We start from the raw sequence: 22,536 nt of genomic DNA on the forward strand, positions 1-22,536 counted from the left end.
CGTCTGCAATAAGCAACCAGATACCCGGCCCGCCAGATGAGCGGGCTTTTTTTTGAACAGAATGAATGAGAATAACGATGCAAATACAAAAACCAACACTCGAATTGCTTTCCTGCAATGCCGCCTACCGTGAGAACCCGACGGCGTTGTTCCATCAGGTTTGTGGCGACCGCCCGGCAACGCTGCTGCTGGAATCCGCTGATATCGACAGTAAAAATGATCTAAAAAGCCTGCTGTTGGTCGATAGCGCGCTGCGCATTACCGCTTTGGGTGACACTGTCACTATCGAAGCGTTAACGGATAACGGTGCATCCCTGCTCCCGCTGCTGGATGCCGCGCTGCCCGCAGGCGTTGAAAATACAGCGCTGCCCGGCAACCGGAAGCTGCGCTTTCCCGCAGTAAGTCCGCTGTTAGATGAGGATGCGCGTCTGTGTTCGCTGTCGGTATTTGACGCATTCCGTCTGTTGCAGAACCTGGTGAATGTGCCTGCTGAAGAGCGCGAAGCCATGTTTTTCGGCGGTTTGTTTGCCTATGACCTGGTGGCGGGATTTGAAGCGTTACCGCAACTGGAAGCCGGTAATCGCTGCCCGGATTACTGTTTCTATCTGGCGGAAACGCTGATGGTGATTGACCATCAGAAGAAAAGCACCCGTATTCAGGCAAGCCTCTTTACCGATAATGAAGCGGAAAAACAGCGTCTGACGGCGCGCCTCGCGCAGCTGACGCAGCAATTAACCGAACCCGCGCCGCCGTTGCCCGTTACACCAGTGCCGCAAATGCGCTGCGAATGCAGCCAGAGCGACGAAGAGTTTGGCGCCGTTGTGCGTACCATGCAGAAAGCGATTCGCGCAGGAGAGATTTTCCAGGTGGTGCCTTCCCGCCGCTTCTCATTACCCTGCCCGTCACCGCTGGCGGCCTATTACGTACTGAAAAAGAGCAACCCAAGTCCATACATGTTCTTTATGCAGGATAACAATTTCACCCTGTTTGGCGCCTCCCCGGAAAGCTCGCTGAAGTACGACGCGACCAGTCGCCAGATTGAGATTTACCCCATCGCCGGCACGCGCCCGCGCGGTCGCCGTGCCGACGGCTCGCTGGATCGCGATCTCGACAGCCGCATTGAGCTGGAGATGCGCACCGACCATAAAGAGCTGTCTGAACACCTGATGCTGGTCGATTTGGCGCGTAATGATCTGGCGCGCATTTGTACTCCCGGCAGCCGCTACGTTGCCGACCTGACGAAAGTCGATCGTTATTCGTTCGTTATGCACCTGGTGTCCCGCGTGGTGGGTGAATTACGCAGCGATCTAGATGTGCTGCATGCTTACCGCGCCTGTATGAATATGGGCACGCTGAGCGGTGCGCCAAAAGTTCGCGCCATGCAGCTTATCGCCGGTGCCGAAGGGCGTCGTCGCGGCAGTTATGGCGGTGCGGTGGGCTACTTCACCGCGCATGGCGATCTTGATACCTGCATTGTGATTCGCTCTGCTCTGGTGGAAGACGGCATCGCCACCGTGCAGGCCGGTGCCGGAATCGTGCTGGATTCTGTTCCGCAGTCTGAAGCCGACGAAACCCGTAATAAAGCGCGCGCGGTTCTGCGTGCTATTGCCACCGCGCACCATGCACAGGAGATTTTCTAATGGCTGACATTCTGCTGCTCGATAACATCGACTCTTTTACTTACAACCTGGCAGATCAGCTACGGGCCAACGGCCACAATGTGGTGATTTACCGTAACCATATCCCGGCGCAGACCTTAATCGACCGTCTTGCGACGATGAAAAACCCGGTGCTGATGCTTTCTCCAGGGCCAGGCGTCCCCAGCGAAGCCGGTTGTATGCCGGAGTTGTTGACCCGTCTGCGCGGCAAGTTGCCCATTATCGGCATCTGCCTCGGACACCAGGCGATTGTTGAAGCCTACGGTGGCTACGTCGGTCAGGCGGGCGAGATTCTCCACGGTAAAGCATCGAGCATTGAACATGACGGACAGGCGATGTTTGCCGGTCTGGTGAACCCGCTGCCGGTTGCTCGTTATCACTCTCTGGTGGGCAGCAACGTGCCTGCGGGGCTGACGATTAACGCCCATTTTAACGGCATGGTGATGGCGGTACGTCACGACACGGATCGCGTCTGTGGTTTTCAGTTCCACCCGGAGTCCATTCTTACTACGCAAGGTGCGCTGTTGCTGGAACAAACGCTGGCCTGGGCGCAACAAAAACTGGAGCCGACCAATACGCTGCAACCGATTCTGGAAAAATTGTACCAGGCGCAAACCTTGACCCAGCAGGAAAGCCACCAGCTTTTTTCTGCCGTGGTCCGTGGCGAACTGAAGCCAGAACAACTGGCGGCGGCGCTGGTCAGTATGAAAGTGCGTGGCGAACATCCGAATGAAATCGCTGGCGCCGCCACCGCGCTGCTGGAAAATGCCGCGCCGTTCCCGCGCCCGGACTATCTGTTTGCCGATATTGTCGGCACCGGCGGTGATGGCAGCAACAGCATCAATATTTCCACCGCCAGCGCCTTTGTGGCGGCGGCCTGCGGACTGAAGGTGGCCAAACATGGCAACCGCAGCGTCTCCAGTAAATCCGGTTCGTCCGATCTGTTGGCGGCATTCGGTATCAATCTGGATATGAACGCCGATAAATCGCGTCAGGCGCTGGACGACCTGGGCGTCTGCTTCCTGTTCGCACCGAAATACCATACGGGTTTCCGTCATGCGATGCCGGTTCGCCAGCAGCTTAAAACCCGCACTTTGTTCAATGTGCTGGGGCCGCTGATCAACCCGGCTCACCCGCCGCTGGCGCTGATTGGCGTCTACAGCCCGGAGCTGGTGCTGCCCATTGCCGAAACTCTGCGGGTACTGGGTTATCAGCGTGCGGCGGTGGTTCACAGCGGCGGTATGGATGAAGTGTCGCTGCATGCGCCAACCATTGTGGCTGAACTGCACGACGGCGAAATCAAGAGCTACCAGCTCACGGCGGAAGACTTCGGCCTCACCCCGTATCACCAGGAACAGCTGGCAGGCGGCACGCCGGAAGAAAACCGTGACATTCTCACCCGCTTGTTACAAGGTAAAGGTGAAGCCGCTCACGAGGCCGCTGTCGCTGCGAATGTCGCCATGTTAATGCGCCTGCATGGTAAGGAAGATTTAAAGGCCAATGCGCAAACTGTGATTGATGTACTGCGCAGTGGCGCAGCTTATGACCGGGTTACCGCACTGGCGGCAAGAGGGTAAATGATGCAAACCGTTTTAGCGAAAATCGTCGCGGATAAGGCGATCTGGGTAGAAACCCGTAAACAACAACAACCGTTAGCCAGTTTCCAGAATGAGGTTCAGCCAAGTGCCCGCCATTTCTATGATGCGCTGCAAGGCACGCGTACCGCATTTATTCTGGAGTGTAAAAAAGCGTCCCCCTCCAAAGGGGTGATTCGTGATGACTTCGACCCCGCGCAGATTGCCGGTGTTTATAAACATTACGCGTCGGCGATTTCCGTTCTGACCGATGAGAAATATTTCCAGGGGAGTTTTGACTTTCTCACTGTTGTCAGCCGTATCGCGCCGCAGCCGGTTCTGTGTAAGGACTTCATCATCGATCCTTACCAAATCTATCTGGCGCGTTACTACCAGGCCGATGCCTGTCTGCTGATGCTCTCCGTACTGGATGACGAGCAATATCGCCAGCTTTCCGCCGTCGCCCACAGTCTGAAAATGGGCGTGCTGACGGAAGTCAGTAACGAAGAAGAACTGGAGCGCGCCATCGCACTGGGTGCGAAAGTCGTCGGTATTAATAACCGCGACCTGCGCGATCTGTCGATTGACCTTAACCGTACCCGTCAGCTTGCGCCAAAACTGGGGCACGGCGTGACCGTGATCAGCGAGTCCGGGATTAACACCTATGCACAGGTGCGCGAGCTAAGCCACTTCGCTAACGGTTTTCTGATCGGTTCTGCGCTGATGTCCCATGACGATCTGCACGCCGCCGTGCGTCGCGTGCTGCTTGGCGAGAACAAAGTCTGCGGCCTGACGCGCGGGCAGGATGCAAAAGCCGCTTACGAAGCAGGCGCCATTTATGGCGGGCTGATTTTTGTTCCCTCGTCGCCTCGCGTCGTAAATCTCGACCAGGCGCGCGAGGTGATAGCCGCAGCCCCCCTGCAATATGTCGGCGTATTCCGCAATACCGCTATCACCGAGGTATGTGAAAAAGCGACCACCTTGTCGCTCAAGGCCGTGCAACTGCATGGCAGTGAAGACCTGGCTTATGTCGATGCTCTGCGCGCCGCATTACCGGAACAGGTACAAATCTGGAAAGCGCTTAGCGTGGGCGACACACTGCCAGCTCGTGATTACCAGCACGTTGATAAGTACGTTCTTGATAACGGCCAGGGCGGCAGCGGCCAACGTTTTGACTGGTCGTTATTGAACGGTGAAACGCTGGACAACGTGTTGCTGGCGGGCGGATTAGGCGCAGACAACTGCGTGGAAGCGGCAAAAACCGGCTGTGCCGGTCTCGATTTTAATTCTGGTGTAGAGTCACAGCCGGGCATCAAAGATGCACACCTTCTGGCCTCGGTCTTTCAGACACTGCGCGCATATTAAGGAAGAAAACATGACAACATTACTCAATCCCTACTTTGGTGAATTTGGCGGCATGTATGTCCCGCAGATTCTGATGCCTGCCCTGCGCCAGCTGGAAGAAGCGTTCGTCAGCGCGCAGAAAGATCCACAGTTTCAGGCCCAGTTTGCCGATCTGCTGAAGAACTATGCAGGCCGTCCAACCGCGCTGACCAAATGCCAGAATATCACCGCCGGCACCAAAACCACGCTGTATCTGAAGCGTGAAGATTTACTGCACGGCGGCGCGCACAAAACAAACCAGGTACTGGGTCAGGCGCTGCTGGCGAAACGCATGGGTAAAACAGAGATTATCGCCGAAACGGGCGCAGGTCAGCATGGCGTGGCTTCCGCGCTCGCCAGCGCCCTGCTCGGTCTGAAATGCCGTATCTATATGGGCGCAAAAGACGTCGAGCGTCAGTCGCCAAACGTCTTTCGTATGCGACTGATGGGCGCGGAAGTGATCCCTGTACACAGCGGCTCCGCCACCCTGAAAGACGCCTGCAACGAAGCGCTTCGCGACTGGTCCGGCAGCTATGAATCCGCGCACTATATGCTCGGAACTGCGGCGGGCCCGCACCCGTTCCCGACCATCGTCCGTGAATTTCAGCGCATGATCGGGGAAGAGACAAAAGCGCAAATCCTCGAAAAAGAAGGTCGTCTGCCGGATGCCGTGATTGCCTGCGTGGGCGGCGGCTCCAACGCAATCGGCATGTTTGCGGACTTCATCAACGAAACCAGCGTGGGTTTGATTGGCGTCGAACCTGGCGGCCACGGGATTGAAACAGGCGAGCACGGCGCACCGCTGAAGCATGGCCGCGTAGGCATCTATTTCGGCATGAAAGCGCCGATGATGCAAACCGAAGAAGGGCAAATTGAAGAGTCCTACTCCATTTCCGCCGGGCTGGATTTCCCGTCCGTTGGGCCGCAGCACGCGTATCTGAACAGCATTGGTCGCGCCGATTATGTGTCGATCACCGATGACGAAGCGCTGGAAGCCTTTAAAACGCTCTGTCTGCATGAAGGGATTATTCCGGCGCTGGAGTCGTCCCATGCCCTGGCTCACGCCCTGAAAATGATGCGTGAAAATCCAGAAAAAGAACAATTGCTGGTCGTTAACCTTTCCGGTCGCGGCGACAAAGACATTTTCACCGTACACGATATTCTGAAAGCGCGAGGGGAAATCTGATGGAACGCTATGAAAACCTGTTTGCACAGCTGAAGGATCGCAAGGAAGGCGCATTTGTCCCCTTCGTGACCCTGGGCGATCCTTCCGTTGAACAGTCACTGAACATTATTGATACGCTGATTGAAGCCGGCGCCGACGCCCTTGAACTCGGCATTCCGTTCTCCGATCCGCTGGCAGACGGGCCGACCATCCAGGAAGCCACGCTGCGCGCGTTTGCCGCAGGCGTAACGCCTACGCAATGCTTTGAGATGCTGGCGCTGATTCGTCAGAAACACCCGACGATTCCGATTGGTCTGCTGATGTACGCCAACCTGGTGTTCAGCAAAGGGATCGACGAATTCTACGCGCAGTGCGAGAAAGTCGGCGTGGATTCCGTACTGGTGGCGGATGTGCCTGTTGAGGAGTCTGCGCCCTTCCGTCAGGCGGCATTACGCTACAACGTGGCGCCGATTTTCATCTGCCCGCCCAATGCCGATGACGATCTGTTGCGCCAGATAGCCTCTTATGGCCGCGGCTATACCTATCTGCTTTCGCGGGCAGGCGTGACGGGCGCAGAAAACCGCGCCGCATTACCGCTGCATCATCTGGTGGAAAAACTGAAAGAGTATAACGCCGCGCCCCCGTTGCAGGGCTTTGGCATCTCTTCCCCGGAACAGGTTACAGGTGCTATTGAAGCCGGCGCCGCCGGGGCGATTTCCGGGTCAGCAATCGTTAAGCTCATTGAGAAAAACGTCGCAAACCCCGGGCAGATGCTGACCGAGCTGAAAGCGTTTGTCACGGCAATGAAAGCCGCGACCCGCGCATAATATTGCGCAGGCAACAGGCCCGATAATGCCATGCTTATCGGGCCAATCCTGTCATTCCCTCATCTGCTTCATTTTGTACATTTCGTTATCCGCATGCTGAATAGCCGTATCCAGATCGCGGGTTACTTCTGCGACGCCCCATGACACCGACAGCGGTACAACATGACCATCAACCATAAATGCATAATCATTTATCTGGCCGGTTATCCGCTCCGCGATGGCTATCGCGTCACCAATCTGCGCACGGTAAAGCAAAATAACGAACTCATCGCCGCCGGTACGAATCACCAGGTCATGACTGGTGCGGGTGTTAGAGAGCATTCTGTTGGCGATGATTTGCAACGCCCGGTCTCCCGCCACATGCCCCCAGGTGTCGTTGATGGCTTTAAACTTATTACAATCCAGCAGCACCACGCAGCTGCGCGTTAAGTCCCTGCGCTTCACAATATCAAGGATCTTGCGGTTAAAGCAGCCCGTCAGCGAGTCGATATACACCTTCAGGTCGCTCGCGTTCAGCCAGTATTTTAAGCCGAGGAAGATCAGGATAAAGAAGAATGGCGCCAGCAGAATCGCAATCCCGGCCTGCGTGTCGTATCTGACGAACCGATGCAGAGAGAGCGAGGAATGGAACGCATATTTTGCAGACATTGCGCGGATGGACTCCCCGGCGACAGGCTGGCAATCACCGCTCAGGCAGAGATTTTCCTGCGTGGGCGTATGCACCAGAGCCACATTAAGGCCGGGTGGAATATGATGTTCAAAGGCCTCCGTCAGCGCCTCCTGTAGCTCAGGTTTAGAATGGTCATACACCAGATACGCAACGATATGATCGGAGATCTCTTTTCCAGAAAGATCGTAAATATAACTGACTACGCTGTACGCTTTTTCATTCGTGATTTTGTCCGTATAAAAGTCCGTTGAACTGAGCGACTTGGATTTGACATTCTTTTGCAGCAGACGCGTATAAAAGCCCACGGGCGGTAAGAAAAAGTCGGTGATATCGCCCGCCATTTTAGAGTCGCTAAAATAGAAGGGTTTTGCATCTGCTGGCGTGAACCAATAAAAATAGCTGGCATCTTTGGCGATAATGTAGCGATGCGCGGCATAATCCCCCGGATTAAGGGTGTTCATCCGATCCCGAATAAACTCCGCCGCCGCAAACATACATAAAGCGTTAATATTGGGCTGGCGGGAAACAATAGTGCCCGTTGCGGAATGGATCCGCGCCCGGTCGGCATTGATTCCCCATGAATCCGCATCTCTGGGGGAAAACCTTGAGAGGTTGCCGCACTGCCCGGCATTTTTGATCTGGTGATAGCGAACCCCTGTCGCATCGGCGATGAGTTCGTTATCGTTGAAAATATCCATCATCCGCGTTTGCAGACGACTCATCCCTTCATTCACAACGGCCTGTCGTTGTTCATAAATAATAAAGAGATACAGTGAAGTAAAAAGTAAAGTGATAAGCGCTGACATCAACAACGCCTGGCTATTTCTTAGGCTGTCCTGAACAATCTTCACTGAGGCACCTTAAGCCTGAATCGCGGGGCCGAATACGTTAGTAGATTTTGCTGATACAGTACAGTTTTCAGTGATTAATCATCTCCTTCAATCGGGTATCCCGCCCTGCGAATAGCCTCACGGCAGTCACTGACGCCAGCGGCGTACCCGGCTTCAATCTCACAAACCGGACTCGAACTGCAATAAGGTAAACGGACGGGCGTAGCAATATTCTCTTCCAGCACATCAATCTAATGCATTGCATCCAGCAGCATACGCAGCGCCTGTAAAGTGAACTCAGCCTCTTCATCTCTGACTATCGATTCCAGGGTCGCGATTTTTTGTTGCAGAAGGGCTTGAGTTACTATCATCGTCAATGCTCTCAAAACAGGCTTGTTTCAAAGATAGCATCTCAGGGAGAGGTATGATGTTGAAATCAGCAGAATATAAAAAGCGGGCTGTAAGACAGCCCGCTTTTTAGATGGGTCATATAAACTCAGAAACGATAACCGGCAGAGAACATAAATACCCACGGGTCGAGGCGGACGCTGTCATGCTGCTGGGCACCACCGAGTTTATAGCTTGCGGTAGTATCGATATCCATATACCAGACCGACATGTTAATTAACCAGTCCCGGTTAATCAGGTAATCCATACCCACCTGCCCGGCCATTCCCCAGGAATCCTTCAGACTCAGATCGGACAACCCTGTCTCTTTACCATTGTTGTTGAAACCTTCGTCAAAGAAGGTGGTGTAGTTTACACCCGCGCCAATATAAGGGCGCAGTTTGCTACTGGCGTCGCCAAAGTACCACTGCGCCATTAATGTCGGCGGCAGGTGACGCACGGTAGCGATATCACCGGTATCCCCTGTCCCAATTTTATGACGGAACGGCGTCGCCGCCAGCAGTTCAATACCAATGTTGTCGGTTGCCATATAAGTAAAAGTCAAACCGAGTTGCGTATTGTTACTGACGTCAAAACCGTTCAGATGCCCCAGCGTTCCGCCTGCCCCTTCCGTCGGTCTCACGGTCGCCGAGCCCGCACGGATAAAAAACTCACCGCTCTCATGCGCAAGCGCACTACCAGAGAGAAGAGTACTTACTGCCAGGGCTGCCACTGTTAACTTTTTCATATCCGCTCCATCGTTATGGTTATAAATGCGTCACGAATATACCTACAATGGAGTAATAAGTGATCCAATACAGATCACATTAGGCCCTGTAATTTAACCTTTATTGATCCAGATTAATTTAGAACTTGCATCTAAAATCCTGGTTAAAGCCGTTTGAATCAAATTTTCCGAATTTTAGTGATAAATGGCTTTTTTCAACCAGGCGGATGGATTGTAAAAGAGAGGACGGCTGGCGCTTTCGCAGCCAAAATTACCCGCGCTTTACAAAGATATGCTTTTCCATACACCCCGTGATGCTGCCACTGTAGAGTTATCCAGGGTACAATTGCCCGCAAATTAACACCTGCAAAACTCAAGGAGAGTGCATGTCTATCACGGCGAAGTCCGTTTACCGTGACACGGGGAACTTTTTCCGTAATCAATTTGTAACCATCTTGCTGGTTTCGTTGCTGTGCGCATTTATTACGGTGGTTTTAGGTCATGCCTTTTCCCCCAGCGATGCCCAAATCGCGCAACTCAGTGAAGGGGACCATCTGACCGGTAGCGTTGGCCTGTTCGATCTGGTGCAGAACATGACGCCGGAACAGCAGCAAATATTATTACGGGCTTCAGCGGCATCAACATTTTCAGGACTCATTGGCAATGCGATCCTGGCAGGGGGCGTTTTGCTGATGATCCAGCTGATTTCCGCCGGTCATCGGGTCAGCGCATTACGTGCTATCGGTGCCAGCGCGCCGGTTTTACCTAAATTGTTTGTCCTGATTTTTCTGACTACCCTGTTAGTGCAAATCGGTATTATGCTGATTGTCGTACCGGGGATTTTGATGGCGATTCTGCTGGCGCTTGCGCCGGTGATGCTGGTTCAGGACAAGATGGGCGTATTTGCCTCCATGCGCAACAGTATGCGTCTGGCGTGGTCTAATATGCGACTGGTCGCTCCGGCGGTGATCGGCTGGTTACTGGCGAAAACGCTCTTGCTGCTGTTTGCCCCCAGCTTTGCAGCGCTGACGCCGAATGTTGGCGCAGTGTTGGCGAATACGCTGAGCAATTTGATTTCCGCCATATTGCTCATCTATTTGTTCCGCCTGTATATGTTGATTCGCCAATAACCCTGAACGTGTTAAGGGCCGGTTTGCCCAAAACTTTTGATTACGGAATCGAAGAATGAAGCAGTTTCTTGATTTTTTACCGCTGGTTGTCTTTTTTGCTTTTTATAAGCTGTACGACATCTATGCGGCGACCTCCGCCCTGATTGTCGCGACAGCCATTGTGTTGATCTACAGTTGGGTTCGCTATCGCAAGGTCGAAAAGATGGCGTTGATCACTTTCGTTCTGGTTGCCGTGTTTGGCGGCCTGACCATTTTCTTCCACAACGATGAGTTTATTAAGTGGAAGGTGACGGTGATTTACGGCCTGTTTGCCGGTGCGCTGCTGATAAGCCAGTGGGTCATGAAAAAGCCGCTGATTCAACGCATGTTAGGGAAAGAACTGACGTTGCCGCAGCCGGTCTGGTCTAAGCTGAACCTGGCATGGGCCGTATTTTTCATCCTCTGCGGGCTCGCCAATATCTACATCGCGTTTTGGCTGCCGCAAAACATCTGGGTCAACTTCAAAGTGTTCGGTTTAACCGCGCTGACGCTGATTTTTACCCTTCTGAGCGGGGTCTACATTTACCGCCATCTGCCGCAGGAAGATAAATCCTGAGTTCTGTTTGCCAGACCGTCTGGTCTGGCATCCCCTTCACGCCAGCCTGACGCGCGTTTCCCCTCTGTTCTCCCTGCGCAAATCATAGTAGCATTCGCGCCTGAAATCTTTCTTCACAGTCGGTTCTACAATGACAACAACAAATAACGCTCCTCAGGGCGAACTGGTTTTACGCACGCTGGCCATGCCCGCCGATACCAATGCTAACGGCGATATTTTTGGCGGCTGGCTCATGTCTCAAATGGATATTGGCGGCGCGATTCAGGCTAAAGAAATTGCTCATGGTCGCGTAGTGACCGTGCGCGTTGAGGGAATGAGTTTTCTGCGCCCTGTCGCCGTAGGCGACGTCGTATGCTGTTATGCCCGCTGCGTTAAACGCGGCACAACGTCTGTCAGCATTAATATTGAAGTGTGGGTGAAAAAGGTGGCGTCAGAGCCAATCGGCCAGCGTTATAAAGCAACCGAGGCGCTGTTCATCTATGTGGCGGTAGACAGTGACGGTAAACCTCGCCCGCTGCCGGTTCAGGCATGAATTACCGGATAAGGCGGTGCGCCGCCTTATCCGCTCTACGATTTAAGGGGATCGCGATTACTCGATCTGCGTGGTGCCGTTCAGACGGAAGATGATATTAACCACCAAGCCCGACCCCGGTTTCCCTGCTTCATAGCGCCATCTGCGCATCGCGTTTTTCACTTCACGCTCAAACATGTTCGCCGGCTGAGCGGAAAGCACCTGAACATTCTCCACTCGCCCGTCTGAAGTGACGTCGAATTTCACTTTCACGCGGCCTTCAATACGCAACGCTTGCGCTCGTGCCGGATACTGCGGCTGGTTGCGGCTCAACGCGCGAGGCCCCGCAGGAACACTGACGGCCGGTTTGCTGGTTGCCGCTGCGGTATTCGTTGTCGGACGTGACGGCGCCGTATTTTCAAACGGTGCGGCCGGGCGCGGTTCAGCAGGCTTAACATCACGTTTAGGCTGCTCCTGAACCTTTTTCACCGGTTTAGGTTTTGGCTTCGGCTTAGGTTTCGGCTTCTCAATCACCACCGGCGCCTCTTTTGGCGGCTCAGGAACAGGTTCCGGCTCAGGTTCGACGACGGGTTCCGGCGGCGGCTGAACCGCCTGTGGTGGCTCAAGATCGGCAGGCGCGACCATTGTGATTGAGATCGGCTGCGCGGGCGCAGGCAGTTCAATAACCTGATGTACCGAGGTATACAGCAGACCCGCCACTACAGCACCATGAATGCCAACGGAAAGTAACGTCGGCCAGGGAAAGCGACGAGGTAAATCAAGGGTCATTGAAGTCATAATCGTTTCAGTTAAAAAACCAGGCCTCGATTTTAAATGCAAATAGCAATCATATTCAATAAGACATCACGGTAAGCCGCATTTAAAACGCAATATTACCGCAAAAAGTCCCTGTGTTATGCACGGTCTTAACAAAGTCGTTATCTTTGCGTTGCAGTTGAAAGACCTTTCCAATAACGTAATTAACGACTTTTACCGATTAAGGAGCTCTACCCGTGCTGTATGTCATTTACGCTCAGGATATCGCCGATTCTCTTGAAAAACGTCTTTCCGTCCGCCCTGCCCATCTGGCGCGCCTGCAACTGCTCCATGATGAGGGCCGACTGTTGACCGCAGGCCCTATGCCAGCCGTCGACAGCAACGATCCCGGTGCCGCCGGGTTTACCGGCTCAACCGTGATTGCACAATTCGAATCGCTGGAAGAAGCGCAGTCCTGGGCAGACGCAGACCCGTATGTGGCTGCGGGCGTGTATGCGCAAGTCTCTGTAAAACCGTATAAGAAAGTCTTTTAAATCAGGCGGGGTTTGCATTCATGGGCACCGAATACGGTGCCCTGGTTGTATCAGATGCTGTGAATCGCAAACAATAACGTGTTACGTTGATGATTGAGAATGCATTTTCTGATTGAGTGGATACGCATATTACGACGCGATTGTCCTTCAAGCCAACGCGCTTTACGGCGGCTAGCCTGACGTTGCATGCGCCAGCGTCCCACTTCCGTTCTACTACGCTTCATGTTAACTACTCTTACAGTGCCAGAGCAGGCATTATACCCTCTCGTCGGGAGCAGACCAGCGCTTTTCCGGTGTTTTTATTTGCCAGATGAAGCCTGATGCGTAAACTCTTAACAATACGCTTTCAAAAGGATTTTTAAATTTATGACAACCTTCTACACAGTGGTGAGTTGGCTGGTCATTCTGGGGTACTGGATACTTATTGCCGGTGTGACGTTACGTATTTTAATGAAACGACGCGCCGTTCCCTCCGCGATGGCCTGGCTCTTAATCATCTATATTCTGCCGCTGGTAGGGATTATTGCTTATTTATCATTCGGCGAGTTGCATTTAGGGAAACGCCGCGCCGAACGCGCCAGAGCGATGTGGCCGTCCACTGCGAAGTGGTTGAACGACCTCAAAGCCTGTAAACACATTTTCGCCGAAGAGAACAGCAGCGTCGCTTCGTCGCTGTTTAAGCTGTGTGAGCGACGCCAGGGAATCGCTGGCGTTAAAGGTAATCAGCTGCAACTGCTGACCGACTCTGACGATGTGATGCAGGCGCTTATCCGCGACATTCAACTGGCGCGCCATAACATTGAGATGGTGTTCTACATCTGGCAGCCCGGCGGCATGGCGGATCAGGTTGCAGAGTCGCTGATGGCGGCGGCGCGACGCGGCATTCATTGCCGTCTGATGCTGGACTCCGCCGGGAGCGTGGCCTTTTTCCGCAGCCCGTGGGCGGCCATGATGCGTAACGCCGGAATTGAAGTGGTTGAGGCGCTGAAGGTCAATCTGATGCGTGTCTTTCTGCGCCGTATGGATTTGCGCCAGCACCGCAAGATGGTGATGATTGATAACTACATCGCCTATACCGGCAGCATGAATATGGTCGATCCGCGTTTCTTCAAACAGGACGCCGGCGTGGGACAATGGGTTGATCTGATGGCGAGAATGGAAGGCCCGGTAGCGACCGCGATGGGGATTGTCTACTCCTGCGACTGGGAAATCGAAACGGGTAAACGCATCCTGCCGCCGCCTCCAGACGTCAATATCATGCCGTTTGAGCAGGCCAGCGGACACACCATTCATACTATCGCCTCAGGGCCAGGCTTCCCGGAAGATCTGATTCACCAGGCGCTGCTGACGGCAGCCTATTCCGCTCGTGAATATCTGATCATGACAACGCCCTATTTCGTCCCCAGCGACGATTTATTGCACGCGATCTGCACGGCGGCGCAGCGCGGCGTGGATGTCAGCATCATCCTGCCGCGTAAAAATGACTCCATGCTGGTCGGCTGGGCCAGCCGCGCCTTTTTCACTGAACTGCTGGCCGCCGGAGTCAAAATCTATCAGTTTGAAGGTGGATTATTGCACACCAAGAGCGTGCTGGTGGATGGCGAGCTGAGTCTGGTTGGCACTGTGAACCTGGATATGCGCAGTCTGTGGTTAAATTTTGAAATCACGCTGGTGATTGACGACGCCGGATTCGGCGGCGATCTGGCTGCGGTTCAGGATGATTATATTTCACGTTCTCGCCTGCTTGATGCCCGCCTGTGGGTAAAACGGCCATTATGGCAGCGGATTACTGAGCGACTGTTTTACTTCTTCAGTCCGTTGCTGTAAAACGTGCCCAAGAGACGGTAAACGGGTAGTCATTATGGAAATGGATCTGAACAATCGCCTGACTGAAGATGAAACGCTTGAGCAGGCTTATGATATTTTTCTCGAACTGGCGGCAGATAATCTCGATCCGGCAGATATTATTCTGTTCAATTTACAGTTCGAAGAGCGCGGCGGCGCGGAGTTATTCGATCCGTCAGAAGACTGGCAGGAACACGTTGATTTTGACCTCAACCCTGACTTTTTTGCCGAAGTCGTGATTGGCCTGGCGGATAGCGAAGACGGCGAAATTAACGATATTTTTGCCCGCGTGCTGTTATGCCGCGAAAAAGATCACAAACTTTGCCATATCCTTTGGCGTGAATAAGAAAGACGTCGAGCGATCGGGCTGATGCCAAAAAAAGGGCTGACATCATGTCAGCCCTTAAATTTATAGCGGGTCCACCTTCAGGCAGGAAACCGCATGCCTGAAACTGCCCTCCAGCACCGGTCGGGTTTTCGCACACTCTGGCCCGGCAATCGGGCAACGCGTGCGGAAAACACACCCCGACGGTGGATTGATGGGTGACGGTAATTCCCCTTCCAGCAACTGAATCGTCTTGTTCTTTTCCAGATCCGGGTCGGGAATCGGCACGGCGGACATCAGCGCTTTGGTATAAGGGTGCAGCGGATTGTGATACACCTCATCGTAGGTTCCCAATTCCACCGCATGACCCAGGTACATCACCAGCACACGATCGGAAATATGCTTCACCACCGCCAGATCGTGAGCGATGAAGATCAGCGATAACCCCATTTCACGCTGTAGCTGTTGCAGCAGATTCACCACCTGCGCCTGAATCGACACGTCCAGCGCCGAAACCGGCTCATCGCAAATAATCAGCTTCGGCTCCAGGATCAGAGCACGCGCGATACCAATACGCTGGCACTGGCCGCCGGAAAACTCATGCGGGTAACGGTTAATCAGATTCGGCAGCAGCCCCACCTTCATCATCATCGCTTTCACCCGATCGCGCACTTCCTGGCGCGGCAATTTTGGATGATAGGTGCGTAATGGTTCAGCGATGATTTCTCCAATGGTCATGCGTGGGTTCAATGACGCCAGCGGGTCCTGGAAAATCATCTGAATATCGCTGCGTACGTCCCGCCATTCATCAGGTTTCATCCCCAGCAGATCTTTCCCTAACCACGCCACGCGGCCATCGGTCGCTTTCACCAGACCAATAATCGCCCGCGCAAAGGTCGATTTACCGCAGCCGGATTCCCCAACCACCCCCAGCGTTTCACCTTCATACAATCGCAGCGTAACGCCATCGACCGCTTTCAGGGTTTTCGCCGGCTGCCAGAACCACTGTTTGCCATCTTTGATATCGAAATGCACTTTGAGATCGGCAATTTCGAGGAGCACTTTTCTCTCCTGGGTCACAGCATTCATACCAGCTCCTCCACCGGTTTAAAGCAGGCGCGCAAACGCCCCGGACTGAACTCCTCCAGGGGTGGAGTTGAACTGCAAATCTCCATCGCATACGGGCAACGCGGCTGGAATGGACACCCTTTAGGCAAGCGCAGCAAGTTCGGCGGGTTGCCCGGAATGGTCAGCATCGTTTCCCCTTCGGCATCCAGACGCGGAACCGCATTGAGCAAACCGATGGAATACGGATGAACAGGCTGGTAAAAGACGTCGCGCGCCTTGCCGTATTCCATCGTACGACCGGCGTACATCACCAGCACCTTATCGCAAATACCGGCCACGACGCCAAGGTCGTGCGTAATCATGATAATCGCCGTGTTAAATTCGCGTTTCAGTTCATTAAGCAGCGTCATGATCTGCGCCTGAACGGTCACGTCCAGCGCGGTTGTCGGTTCATCCGCAATCAGTAATTTCGGCCGACACAGCAGCGCCATCGCAATCATCACACGCTGGCGCATCCCGCCGGAAAACTCATGCGGATACATCTTCATCCGTTTCCGCGCTTCCGGCATTTTCACCGCGTCCAGCATTCTGACAGACTCTTCAAACGCTTCGGCCTTGCTCATACCTTTATGCAGCATCAGCACTTCCATTAACTGCTCGCCAACCCGCATGTACGGGTTAAGAGAGGTCATTGGGTCCTGAAAAATCATTGAGATTTGTTCAGCGCGTAGCCTGTTGAGTTCACGCTCCGGCAGGTTGAGAATTTCGCGGCCGTTAAACGTCGCAGAACCACCAATGCGGCCATTCGCCGCCAGCAGCCCCATCAACGCAAACGCCGTTTGCGATTTGCCTGAACCTGACTCGCCGACAATGCCTAAGGTCTCCCCGGCACGCAGCGTAAAGTTCAGGTCGTTTACGGCCGTCACATCGCCGTCGGGTGTACTAAACGTCACGCGAAGATCTTTCACGTCCAGCAGTGCGTTAGCCCGTTGTTGCGCGAGTGGCGCGGTTGAGGTTTCAATTACGCTCATGGCTGCACTCCTTAACGATCTTTCGGGTCGAGGGCGTCACGCAGGCCATCGCCGATAAAGTTAAAACAGAATAAGGTCACAACGAGAAAACCCGCCGGGAACAACAGCAACCAGGGTGAGACCTCCATGGAGTTCGCGCCATCGCTCAACAATGCGCCCCAACTGCTCAGCGGCTCCTGCGTACCTAAACCCAGAAAGCTGAGGAAGGATTCAAACAGGATCATGCTCGGCACCAGCAGAGATGCATAAACCACCACCACGCCCAGCACGTTCGGCACAATATGACGCACAACAATGCTGACCGTTGAGACGCCGCCAACCTGCGCCGCTTCGATAAACTCTTTGCGTTTCAGGCTTAACGTCTGCCCGCGAACGATACGCGCCATATCCAGCCAGGAGACCATCCCGATCGCCACAAAAATCAGCAGGATGTTTTGGCCGAAGAAGGTCACCAGCAAAATGACGAAGAACATAAACGGAAAGGAGTTGAGGATTTCCAGCAGACGCATCATTACGGAGTCAATTTTGCCGCCAAGATAGCCGGACAGCGACCCGTACAGCGTACCGACAACCACCGCCACCAGCGCGGCAGCAATGCCGACCATCAGCGAGATTCGCCCGCCTATCGCCACACGAACCAGCAGATCGCGACCGGAGGAGTCCGTACCAAAATAGTGGCCCGACTCCATATCCGGCGCGCTGGACATCATGCCCCAGTCCGTATCGAAATAGGTGAACTGTGACAGCATCGGCGCCAGTGTGACAAACAGCGCGATAATGACCAGAACGACAAGGCTGGCCACCGCCGCGCGGTTATGCATAAAACGACGGCGAGCATCCTGCCACAGGCTGCGCCCTTCAACCTCCAGCTTCTCACTGAAATTCTCCAGCGTCTCGCTGTTTTTCTTACTTAACATCATAGCGAGCTCCAGTATCAGTAACGAATTTTCGGGTCGATAACGGCGTACAGCACATCGACAATCGCATTAAACAGAATGGTGAGCGTACCGACGAGAATGGTCAGACTCAGCACCAGCGAATAGTCGCGGTTCAGCGCCCCGTTCACGAAAAGTTGCCCGATCCCCGGCAAACCATAAATCGTCTCAATAACCATTGAACCCGTAATGATACCGACAAAGGCCGGGCCCATATAAGACAGTACGGGTAACAACGCCGGTTTTAAGGCATGACGGAAGATAATCCGGCGCATCGGCAAACCTTTTGCGCGCGCGGTACGGATAAAGTTGGAGTGCAACACTTCAATCATGGAGCCACGGGTAATACGGGCGATACTGGCGATATAGGCGAGCGACAGCGCGACCATCGGCAAAATCATAAATTTCAGCGCCCCGCCATTCCAGCCGCCGCCGGGCAGCCATTTTAAGGTGATGGCAAATATCATGACTAATAAGGGGGCGACCACGAAACTGGGAATCACGACCCCGGTCATTGCCACCCCCATCACCGTATAATCCCAGCGCGTATTTTGTTTCAGCGCCGCAATCACGCCCGCGCTCACGCCAATAATAACGGCAAGGAAAAAGGCGGCTGCGCCCAGCTTCGCCGAAACCGGGAAACTCGACGCCACCAGATCGTTGACCGTATAGTCCTTATATTTAAACGAAGGCCCAAAATCGCCATGCGCCAGTTGTTTCAGATAGCTGAAGTACTGCGTCATGATGGGATCATTAAGATGGTATTTCGCTTCGATATTCGCCAGCACTTCCGGCGGTAATGCGCGCTCTCCGGTGAAAGGGCTTCCCGGTGCGAGACGCATCATAAAGAACGAAATCGTAATAAGTATAAAAAGCGTCGGAATCGCTTCCAGACAGCGACGTAAAATAAATTTTAACATTGCCCGTACCTTCTGGCGTGTGCCTTTACATCTCGTCATTCAGACGCACTGAAAGAGAGATGTTTATAGTGCGATGAAAATAAGACACTGTGGGGCAAAACACATTTGCCCCACGCTTTGCCATTAATGCTTGATAATATACAAGTTCTTAACGTAGATATTATCCATCGGGTCTTTACCGGTATAGCCGCCTACCCACGGTTTCACCAGACGCGCGTTCACATAGTAATAGAGCGGCACAATCGCAGAATCTTTATCAAGCTGCTGTTCCGCTTTGGCATACAACTCGGTGCGTTGCGCTTCGTCGGTCACTTTCAGCGTGTCGGCAATCAGCTTGTCAAACTCCGGGCTCTTATAGTGAGCGGTGTTGTTTGAGCTGTCGGACAGCATGGTGTTCAGGAAGGACGTCGGTTCATTGTAGTCTGCACACCAGCCCGCACGCGCGACATCAAACGTCCCCTGATGACGGGTATCAAGGAAGGTTTTCCACTCCTGGTTTTCCAGCTTCACGTTGGCGCCCAGGTTTTTCTTCCAGATTGACGCGACCGCGATCGCCAGTTTTTTATGCAGATCGGAGGTGTTGTACAGCAGGTCAAACGTTAACGGCTTATCGGCGGTATAACCGGCTTCCGCCAGCAGTTTTTTCGCTTCTTCGTTACGTTTTTCCTGTGACCATGTGAACCACTCAGGCTCAACCAGTTTCGCGCCATCGGTATACGGAGGGGTGTAGCTGTAGGCTGGCAAATCGCCCTGGTTCTTCACTTTATTAACGATAATGTCGCGATCCATCGCCAGTTTCAGCGCGGTGCGAACGCGCACGTCGTTAAACGGCGCTTTCTGGTTATTAATTTCGTAATAGTAAGTGCACAGATACGGGTCAACGCGCACTTCATTTGGGATCTCTTTTTTCAGCTTCTGGAATAACTCAATCGGCATGTTGTTATAGGTCATGTCGATTTCACCGCTGCGGTAGCGGTTAACATCAGTTACTTCAGAAGAGATTGGCAGATAAGTCACCTGGTTGATAACCGTTTTATCGTTATCCCAGTACTGGGTATTACGTTCCAGAACAATCCGCTCGTTGACGACCCAGTTTTTGAGTTTATACGCGCCGTTGGTCACGATATTCGCAGGTTGGGTCCATTTCTCGCCAAATTTTTCCACAGCCGCTTTAGGAACCGGAGAAACGGACGGGTGAACCAACAGTTTGTAGAAATAAGGCACCGGTTCGCTCAGCGTCACTTCGAACGTATTATCGTCGATGGCTTTTACGCCGAGATCGGTCGCCGGTTTTTTGCCCGCAATAATGTCATCGATATTCGCGATGTGCCCGTATTGCAAATAGCTGGCATACGGTGATGCGGTATTCGGATTCGCCAGGCGCTGCCAGCTATATACAAAATCGTGCGCGGTAACAGGCGTGCCGTCTGACCATTTTGCGTTTTTACGCAGATGGAATGTCCAGACTTTAAAATCTTTATTTTCCCACTTTTCAGCGACGCCCGGTGACGGGTGGCCTTCAACGTCGCTGATCAGTAAACCTTCAAACAGGTCGCGGCTGACGTTTGACTCCGGGACACCCTCAATTTTATGTGGGTCGAGAGACTGAACTTCAGAACCATTATTGCGAACCAGCGTCTGCTTGTCAGACAGCTGAACACCCGCCGGGACATCTGCGGCCATTGCGACATTCCCGCCGATTAGCGCAGTGAAAATCCCCGCCGCCAGCAAACTTTTTTTTGTGATGTTGGACATTGTGTTTGTACTCCACTCATTATAATTACTGGTTTTCTTAACCAGCCTGTTTAATCCCGTTAGGGTCCTGTACAGCACTGGAGATTTTGCTGCTGCCAGGTCGTTTACTGCTTTGCTATCACCGACTTTATTTATTCTGACGATTCGTACGATCGCCTTACGTCGATTCCGTATCCGCCTCCCCTGTCAGAGACGGACATTTATTCTGTCTGGTGCAAGAAGCTTATTGAAAATAATTCTCATCACCGCAAAATCTTCTGCAAAATATCTGGCCGGAAAGTACCAAATGCGTTTCTTAACCGCCAATACATTTTACAGATTTGTTAACTAATTCTCTTTTACGGAAAAATTTTTGACCAGAAAGACATCTCCAAAAGAGACGTTTAGGAAAAATTATTTGCCCAGTCAATACGTTAACCACTCACCCACAGTCTGACCTCGTTCTGTTGCTGCCGTCAGGCAAAAATGCACATAAATTTAACAATTGGTTATTATTTAGCACATTCATCTGAGAGAGCGTTGAAATAACTAATAACATTTCGATAATCCTTCATCAAGCCCCAGAGTATGATGTTAAGAAAATAACAGGCGACATAACGGCAGGCGTGAGTGTTATTAGAATAATTTATAATAGAATCAATAACAAAGAGGCATAAACATTATCAGTATCTTTTATTATTTCAACGCTGAATTTCAACTTTAGTGAGAAGATTTACTGATAATGGAAAAGAAACGGAGCCTGAAGCGGCTCCGTTTTATCGGTCAGGATCGTTAATTCAGTAAACCGGGGAAAATCGCTTTAATCCCCGTAACAATGAATTCAATGCCCAATGCCATCAGCAACAAGCCCATAATACGCGTAATGACGTTGATGCCCGTTTGCCCCAATAACCGCACCAGCCAGGGCGCCATGCGGAACACTCCCCAACAACAGAACGCAAACAGAGCGATGGCCACAGAGAAGCCGATTAAATGCATAATGGTGTGGTAACGCGTTCCCCACACAATCGTCGAACTAATGGCCCCCGGCCCTGCCATTAATGGTAAGGCCAGCGGAACCACGCCAATACTTTCGCGAATGGCGGTCTCTGATTTTTCCTGTTTATTTTGCTTATCTTCACCCAGCTTCCCGCTGATCATCGACATCGCGATCGTCACTACCAGAATCCCACCAGCAATTCTGAACGAATCGATCGAAATGCCGAAGAGTTGCAAAATGCCATCTCCGAGAAAGAGCGAAATCCACAAAATGATGGCTACCGACAGGTTTGCCGTGAGATTTGTTTTGTTGCGCGCCGCTGCCGTCTGGTAGCTAGTCATACTAATAAAGACGGGGATAATCCCCACCGGGTTTACCAGCGCAAATAACCCTATGAAAAACTTGGAATAAACAGGAAAATCAAAAAGCGTTTGGGTCACGGTTAGCTCCGAAACGTTAGCCGGATAAATGATGTCGATAAAAATGGTGAAAAACGCGCTGAAGATACGCCTTTTGTCAGCATATTTCACCTCCTGACTGCTTGAAATTACGACTATTTCTCGGTGTTATAAATATGTGTAGATTATGCTAACTTCACCTCTATTCATCACCACTATTTATTAACACTTGGCGGAAATGGCTCAAATGGGCTGCTGAAAGGTGTCAGCTTTGCTTAAATTTGATCTGGATCACGCAATTACTACTCAGAAGTGAGTAACCTTGCTTACGCCACCTGGAGGTAACGCGTTAGAGTTAGATAACGCTATCGCTTAAGCTCTTTTAGTAAATCAGAGCGAAATGGACGTTAAGTAACCGTTTGATTTTCAGACTGTTATACAAACTTTCGTCAATCTGTCTATACTCTCGTATCGAGCAGATGATTTACTAAAAAAGTTTAACATTATCAGGAG

Annotated in this window: 21 protein-coding genes, 2 pseudogenes and 1 other annotated feature (1 of these 24 running past the window's edge); of the genes and pseudogenes, 12 read left to right on the forward strand and 11 right to left on the reverse strand. The window is 52.5% G+C overall.

Annotation, left to right across the window (positions count from 1 at the left end):
* Window positions 1-54: a sequence feature (Trp leader region), on the forward strand (it extends 41 nt beyond the left edge of the window).
* Between the two features lie 23 nt (window positions 55-77).
* Genes OGY62_RS09990 through trpA form a run of 5 tightly spaced genes read left to right on the forward strand, consistent with a single transcriptional unit; the run spans window position 78 to window position 6,607 of the window.
* Window positions 78-1,640, forward strand: a complete 1,563-nt coding sequence (locus tag OGY62_RS09990; RefSeq protein WP_286459697.1) for an anthranilate synthase component 1 — start codon at window positions 78-80, stop codon at window positions 1,638-1,640.
* Window positions 1,640-3,235 carry a bifunctional anthranilate synthase glutamate amidotransferase component TrpG/anthranilate phosphoribosyltransferase TrpD gene (gene trpD / locus OGY62_RS09995; protein ID WP_286459700.1) on the forward strand — a complete coding sequence of 532 codons (1,596 nt, stop codon included), beginning with the start codon at window positions 1,640-1,642 and terminating at the stop codon, window positions 3,233-3,235. The genes OGY62_RS09990 and trpD overlap by 1 nt, the downstream gene beginning before the upstream one ends.
* Complete coding sequence (trpCF, locus tag OGY62_RS10000; RefSeq protein ID WP_502873549.1) at window positions 3,236-4,597, forward strand: bifunctional indole-3-glycerol-phosphate synthase TrpC/phosphoribosylanthranilate isomerase TrpF; 1,362 nt, start codon at window positions 3,236-3,238, stop codon at window positions 4,595-4,597.
* A 10-nt stretch (window positions 4,598-4,607) separates the two neighbouring features.
* On the forward strand, window positions 4,608-5,801 hold the full coding sequence (gene trpB, locus OGY62_RS10005) for a tryptophan synthase subunit beta (protein ID WP_012132217.1): 1,194 nt from the start codon (window positions 4,608-4,610) through the stop codon (window positions 5,799-5,801).
* Window positions 5,801-6,607, forward strand: coding sequence for a tryptophan synthase subunit alpha (trpA, locus tag OGY62_RS10010; RefSeq protein ID WP_049009727.1), 807 nt, complete (start codon window positions 5,801-5,803; stop codon window positions 6,605-6,607). Before trpB ends, trpA begins: the two co-directional genes overlap by 1 nt.
* 51 nt (window positions 6,608-6,658) lie before the next feature.
* Here the strand turns inward: trpA and OGY62_RS10015 are convergent, their stop codons facing one another.
* The 3 genes and pseudogenes from OGY62_RS10015 to ompW form a co-directional block, all read right to left on the reverse strand.
* On the reverse strand, window positions 6,659-8,128 hold the full coding sequence (locus OGY62_RS10015; RefSeq protein ID WP_047463528.1) for a GGDEF domain-containing protein: 1,470 nt from the start codon (window positions 8,126-8,128) through the stop codon (window positions 6,659-6,661).
* 74 nt (window positions 8,129-8,202) lie between these two features.
* Window positions 8,203-8,478: pseudogene (locus OGY62_RS10020) on the reverse strand (hypothetical protein).
* A 125-nt stretch (window positions 8,479-8,603) separates the two neighbouring features.
* The gene (gene ompW, locus OGY62_RS10025; protein ID WP_047463524.1) at window positions 8,604-9,242 is read right to left on the reverse strand and encodes an outer membrane protein OmpW; all 639 of its coding nucleotides are present in this window, start codon (window positions 9,240-9,242) and stop codon (window positions 8,604-8,606) included.
* A 250-nt stretch (window positions 9,243-9,492) separates the two neighbouring features.
* On the opposite strand from ompW, the pseudogene OGY62_RS10030 reads away from it, so the two are divergent.
* The 4 genes and pseudogenes from OGY62_RS10030 to yciA all read left to right on the forward strand — a co-directional run.
* Window positions 9,493-9,582 (forward strand): annotated as a pseudogene (locus OGY62_RS10030) (YkgJ family cysteine cluster protein); the annotation flags it as partial.
* A gap of 25 nt (window positions 9,583-9,607) precedes the next feature.
* The gene (locus tag OGY62_RS10035) at window positions 9,608-10,351 is read left to right on the forward strand and encodes a YciC family protein (protein WP_049009722.1); all 744 of its coding nucleotides are present in this window, start codon (window positions 9,608-9,610) and stop codon (window positions 10,349-10,351) included.
* Window positions 10,352-10,406: 55 nt separating this feature from the next.
* Window positions 10,407-10,946, forward strand: a complete 540-nt coding sequence (locus OGY62_RS10040) for a septation protein A (protein ID WP_012132211.1) — start codon at window positions 10,407-10,409, stop codon at window positions 10,944-10,946.
* Window positions 10,947-11,076: 130 nt separating this feature from the next.
* Window positions 11,077-11,478: an acyl-CoA thioester hydrolase YciA gene (gene yciA / locus OGY62_RS10045; protein ID WP_012132210.1), complete on the forward strand. Its 402-nt coding sequence runs from the start codon at window positions 11,077-11,079 to the stop codon at window positions 11,476-11,478.
* A 57-nt stretch (window positions 11,479-11,535) separates the two neighbouring features.
* Here the strand turns inward: yciA and tonB are convergent, their stop codons facing one another.
* Window positions 11,536-12,246, reverse strand: a complete 711-nt coding sequence (tonB, locus tag OGY62_RS10050) for a TonB system transport protein TonB (protein ID WP_071259038.1) — start codon at window positions 12,244-12,246, stop codon at window positions 11,536-11,538.
* Window positions 12,247-12,470: 224 nt separating this feature from the next.
* Here tonB and OGY62_RS10055 point away from each other — a divergent pair, with 224 nt between their 5' ends.
* Window positions 12,471-12,767, forward strand: coding sequence for a YciI family protein (locus tag OGY62_RS10055; RefSeq protein ID WP_012132208.1), 297 nt, complete (start codon window positions 12,471-12,473; stop codon window positions 12,765-12,767).
* Window positions 12,768-12,817: 50 nt separating this feature from the next.
* Here the strand turns inward: OGY62_RS10055 and OGY62_RS10060 are convergent, their stop codons facing one another.
* Window positions 12,818-12,991 (reverse strand): YciY family protein, encoded by a 174-nt coding sequence (locus OGY62_RS10060; RefSeq protein WP_012132207.1) that lies wholly within the window; start codon window positions 12,989-12,991, stop codon window positions 12,818-12,820.
* Window positions 12,992-13,133: 142 nt separating this feature from the next.
* On the opposite strand from OGY62_RS10060, the gene cls reads away from it, so the two are divergent.
* Complete coding sequence (gene cls, locus OGY62_RS10065) at window positions 13,134-14,594, forward strand: cardiolipin synthase (protein WP_012132206.1); 1,461 nt, start codon at window positions 13,134-13,136, stop codon at window positions 14,592-14,594.
* A gap of 34 nt (window positions 14,595-14,628) precedes the next feature.
* On the forward strand, window positions 14,629-14,958 hold the full coding sequence (locus OGY62_RS10070; protein WP_012132205.1) for an HI1450 family dsDNA-mimic protein: 330 nt from the start codon (window positions 14,629-14,631) through the stop codon (window positions 14,956-14,958).
* Window positions 14,959-15,021: 63 nt separating this feature from the next.
* On the opposite strand, the gene oppF is transcribed toward OGY62_RS10070, so the two are convergent.
* The 6 genes from oppF to OGY62_RS10100 form a co-directional block, all read right to left on the reverse strand.
* Window positions 15,022-16,026: a murein tripeptide/oligopeptide ABC transporter ATP-binding protein OppF gene (gene oppF, locus OGY62_RS10075; protein WP_012132204.1), complete on the reverse strand. Its 1,005-nt coding sequence runs from the start codon at window positions 16,024-16,026 to the stop codon at window positions 15,022-15,024.
* The gene (gene oppD / locus OGY62_RS10080) at window positions 16,023-17,036 is read right to left on the reverse strand and encodes a murein tripeptide/oligopeptide ABC transporter ATP-binding protein OppD (RefSeq protein ID WP_012132203.1); all 1,014 of its coding nucleotides are present in this window, start codon (window positions 17,034-17,036) and stop codon (window positions 16,023-16,025) included. The genes oppF and oppD overlap by 4 nt, the downstream gene beginning before the upstream one ends.
* A gap of 11 nt (window positions 17,037-17,047) precedes the next feature.
* Complete coding sequence (gene oppC / locus OGY62_RS10085; RefSeq protein WP_047463442.1) at window positions 17,048-17,956, reverse strand: oligopeptide ABC transporter permease OppC; 909 nt, start codon at window positions 17,954-17,956, stop codon at window positions 17,048-17,050.
* Window positions 17,957-17,970: 14 nt separating this feature from the next.
* Window positions 17,971-18,891: an oligopeptide ABC transporter permease OppB gene (gene oppB / locus OGY62_RS10090; RefSeq protein ID WP_012132201.1), complete on the reverse strand. Its 921-nt coding sequence runs from the start codon at window positions 18,889-18,891 to the stop codon at window positions 17,971-17,973.
* 123 nt (window positions 18,892-19,014) lie between these two features.
* Window positions 19,015-20,646 carry an oligopeptide ABC transporter substrate-binding protein OppA gene (gene oppA / locus OGY62_RS10095; protein WP_286459705.1) on the reverse strand — a complete coding sequence of 544 codons (1,632 nt, stop codon included), beginning with the start codon at window positions 20,644-20,646 and terminating at the stop codon, window positions 19,015-19,017.
* 771 nt (window positions 20,647-21,417) lie between these two features.
* Window positions 21,418-22,065, reverse strand: coding sequence for a YchE family NAAT transporter (locus OGY62_RS10100; protein WP_024130298.1), 648 nt, complete (start codon window positions 22,063-22,065; stop codon window positions 21,418-21,420).
* Between the last annotated feature and the right edge of the window lie 471 nt (window positions 22,066-22,536).

This window comes from Citrobacter sp. CK198 (assembly GCF_030333295.1).
Lineage (GTDB): Bacteria > Pseudomonadota > Gammaproteobacteria > Enterobacterales > Enterobacteriaceae > Citrobacter_B > Citrobacter_B koseri.

Excerpts from the sequence above, each read along its gene's own strand:
- OGY62_RS09990 (WP_286459697.1), top strand. The coding sequence starts at position 78 with ATGCAAATACAAAAACCAACACTCGAATTGCTTTCCTGCAATGCCGCC.
- trpD (WP_286459700.1), top strand. The coding sequence starts at position 1,640 with ATGGCTGACATTCTGCTGCTCGATAACATCGACTCTTTTACTTACAAC.
- trpCF (WP_502873549.1), top strand. The coding sequence starts at position 3,236 with ATGATGCAAACCGTTTTAGCGAAAATCGTCGCGGATAAGGCGATCTGG.
- trpB (WP_012132217.1), top strand. The coding sequence starts at position 4,608 with ATGACAACATTACTCAATCCCTACTTTGGTGAATTTGGCGGCATGTAT.
- trpA (WP_049009727.1), top strand. The coding sequence starts at position 5,801 with ATGGAACGCTATGAAAACCTGTTTGCACAGCTGAAGGATCGCAAGGAA.
- ompW (WP_047463524.1), bottom strand. The coding sequence starts at position 9,242 with ATGAAAAAGTTAACAGTGGCAGCCCTGGCAGTAAGTACTCTTCTCTCT.
- OGY62_RS10035 (WP_049009722.1), top strand. The coding sequence starts at position 9,608 with ATGTCTATCACGGCGAAGTCCGTTTACCGTGACACGGGGAACTTTTTC.
- OGY62_RS10040 (WP_012132211.1), top strand. The coding sequence starts at position 10,407 with ATGAAGCAGTTTCTTGATTTTTTACCGCTGGTTGTCTTTTTTGCTTTT.
- yciA (WP_012132210.1), top strand. The coding sequence starts at position 11,077 with ATGACAACAACAAATAACGCTCCTCAGGGCGAACTGGTTTTACGCACG.
- tonB (WP_071259038.1), bottom strand. The coding sequence starts at position 12,246 with ATGACCCTTGATTTACCTCGTCGCTTTCCCTGGCCGACGTTACTTTCC.
- OGY62_RS10060 (WP_012132207.1), bottom strand. The coding sequence starts at position 12,991 with ATGAAGCGTAGTAGAACGGAAGTGGGACGCTGGCGCATGCAACGTCAG.
- cls (WP_012132206.1), top strand. The coding sequence starts at position 13,134 with ATGACAACCTTCTACACAGTGGTGAGTTGGCTGGTCATTCTGGGGTAC.
- OGY62_RS10070 (WP_012132205.1), top strand. The coding sequence starts at position 14,629 with ATGGAAATGGATCTGAACAATCGCCTGACTGAAGATGAAACGCTTGAG.
- oppF (WP_012132204.1), bottom strand. The coding sequence starts at position 16,026 with ATGAATGCTGTGACCCAGGAGAGAAAAGTGCTCCTCGAAATTGCCGAT.
- oppD (WP_012132203.1), bottom strand. The coding sequence starts at position 17,036 with ATGAGCGTAATTGAAACCTCAACCGCGCCACTCGCGCAACAACGGGCT.
- oppC (WP_047463442.1), bottom strand. The coding sequence starts at position 17,956 with ATGATGTTAAGTAAGAAAAACAGCGAGACGCTGGAGAATTTCAGTGAG.
- oppB (WP_012132201.1), bottom strand. The coding sequence starts at position 18,891 with ATGTTAAAATTTATTTTACGTCGCTGTCTGGAAGCGATTCCGACGCTT.
- oppA (WP_286459705.1), bottom strand. The coding sequence starts at position 20,646 with ATGTCCAACATCACAAAAAAAAGTTTGCTGGCGGCGGGGATTTTCACT.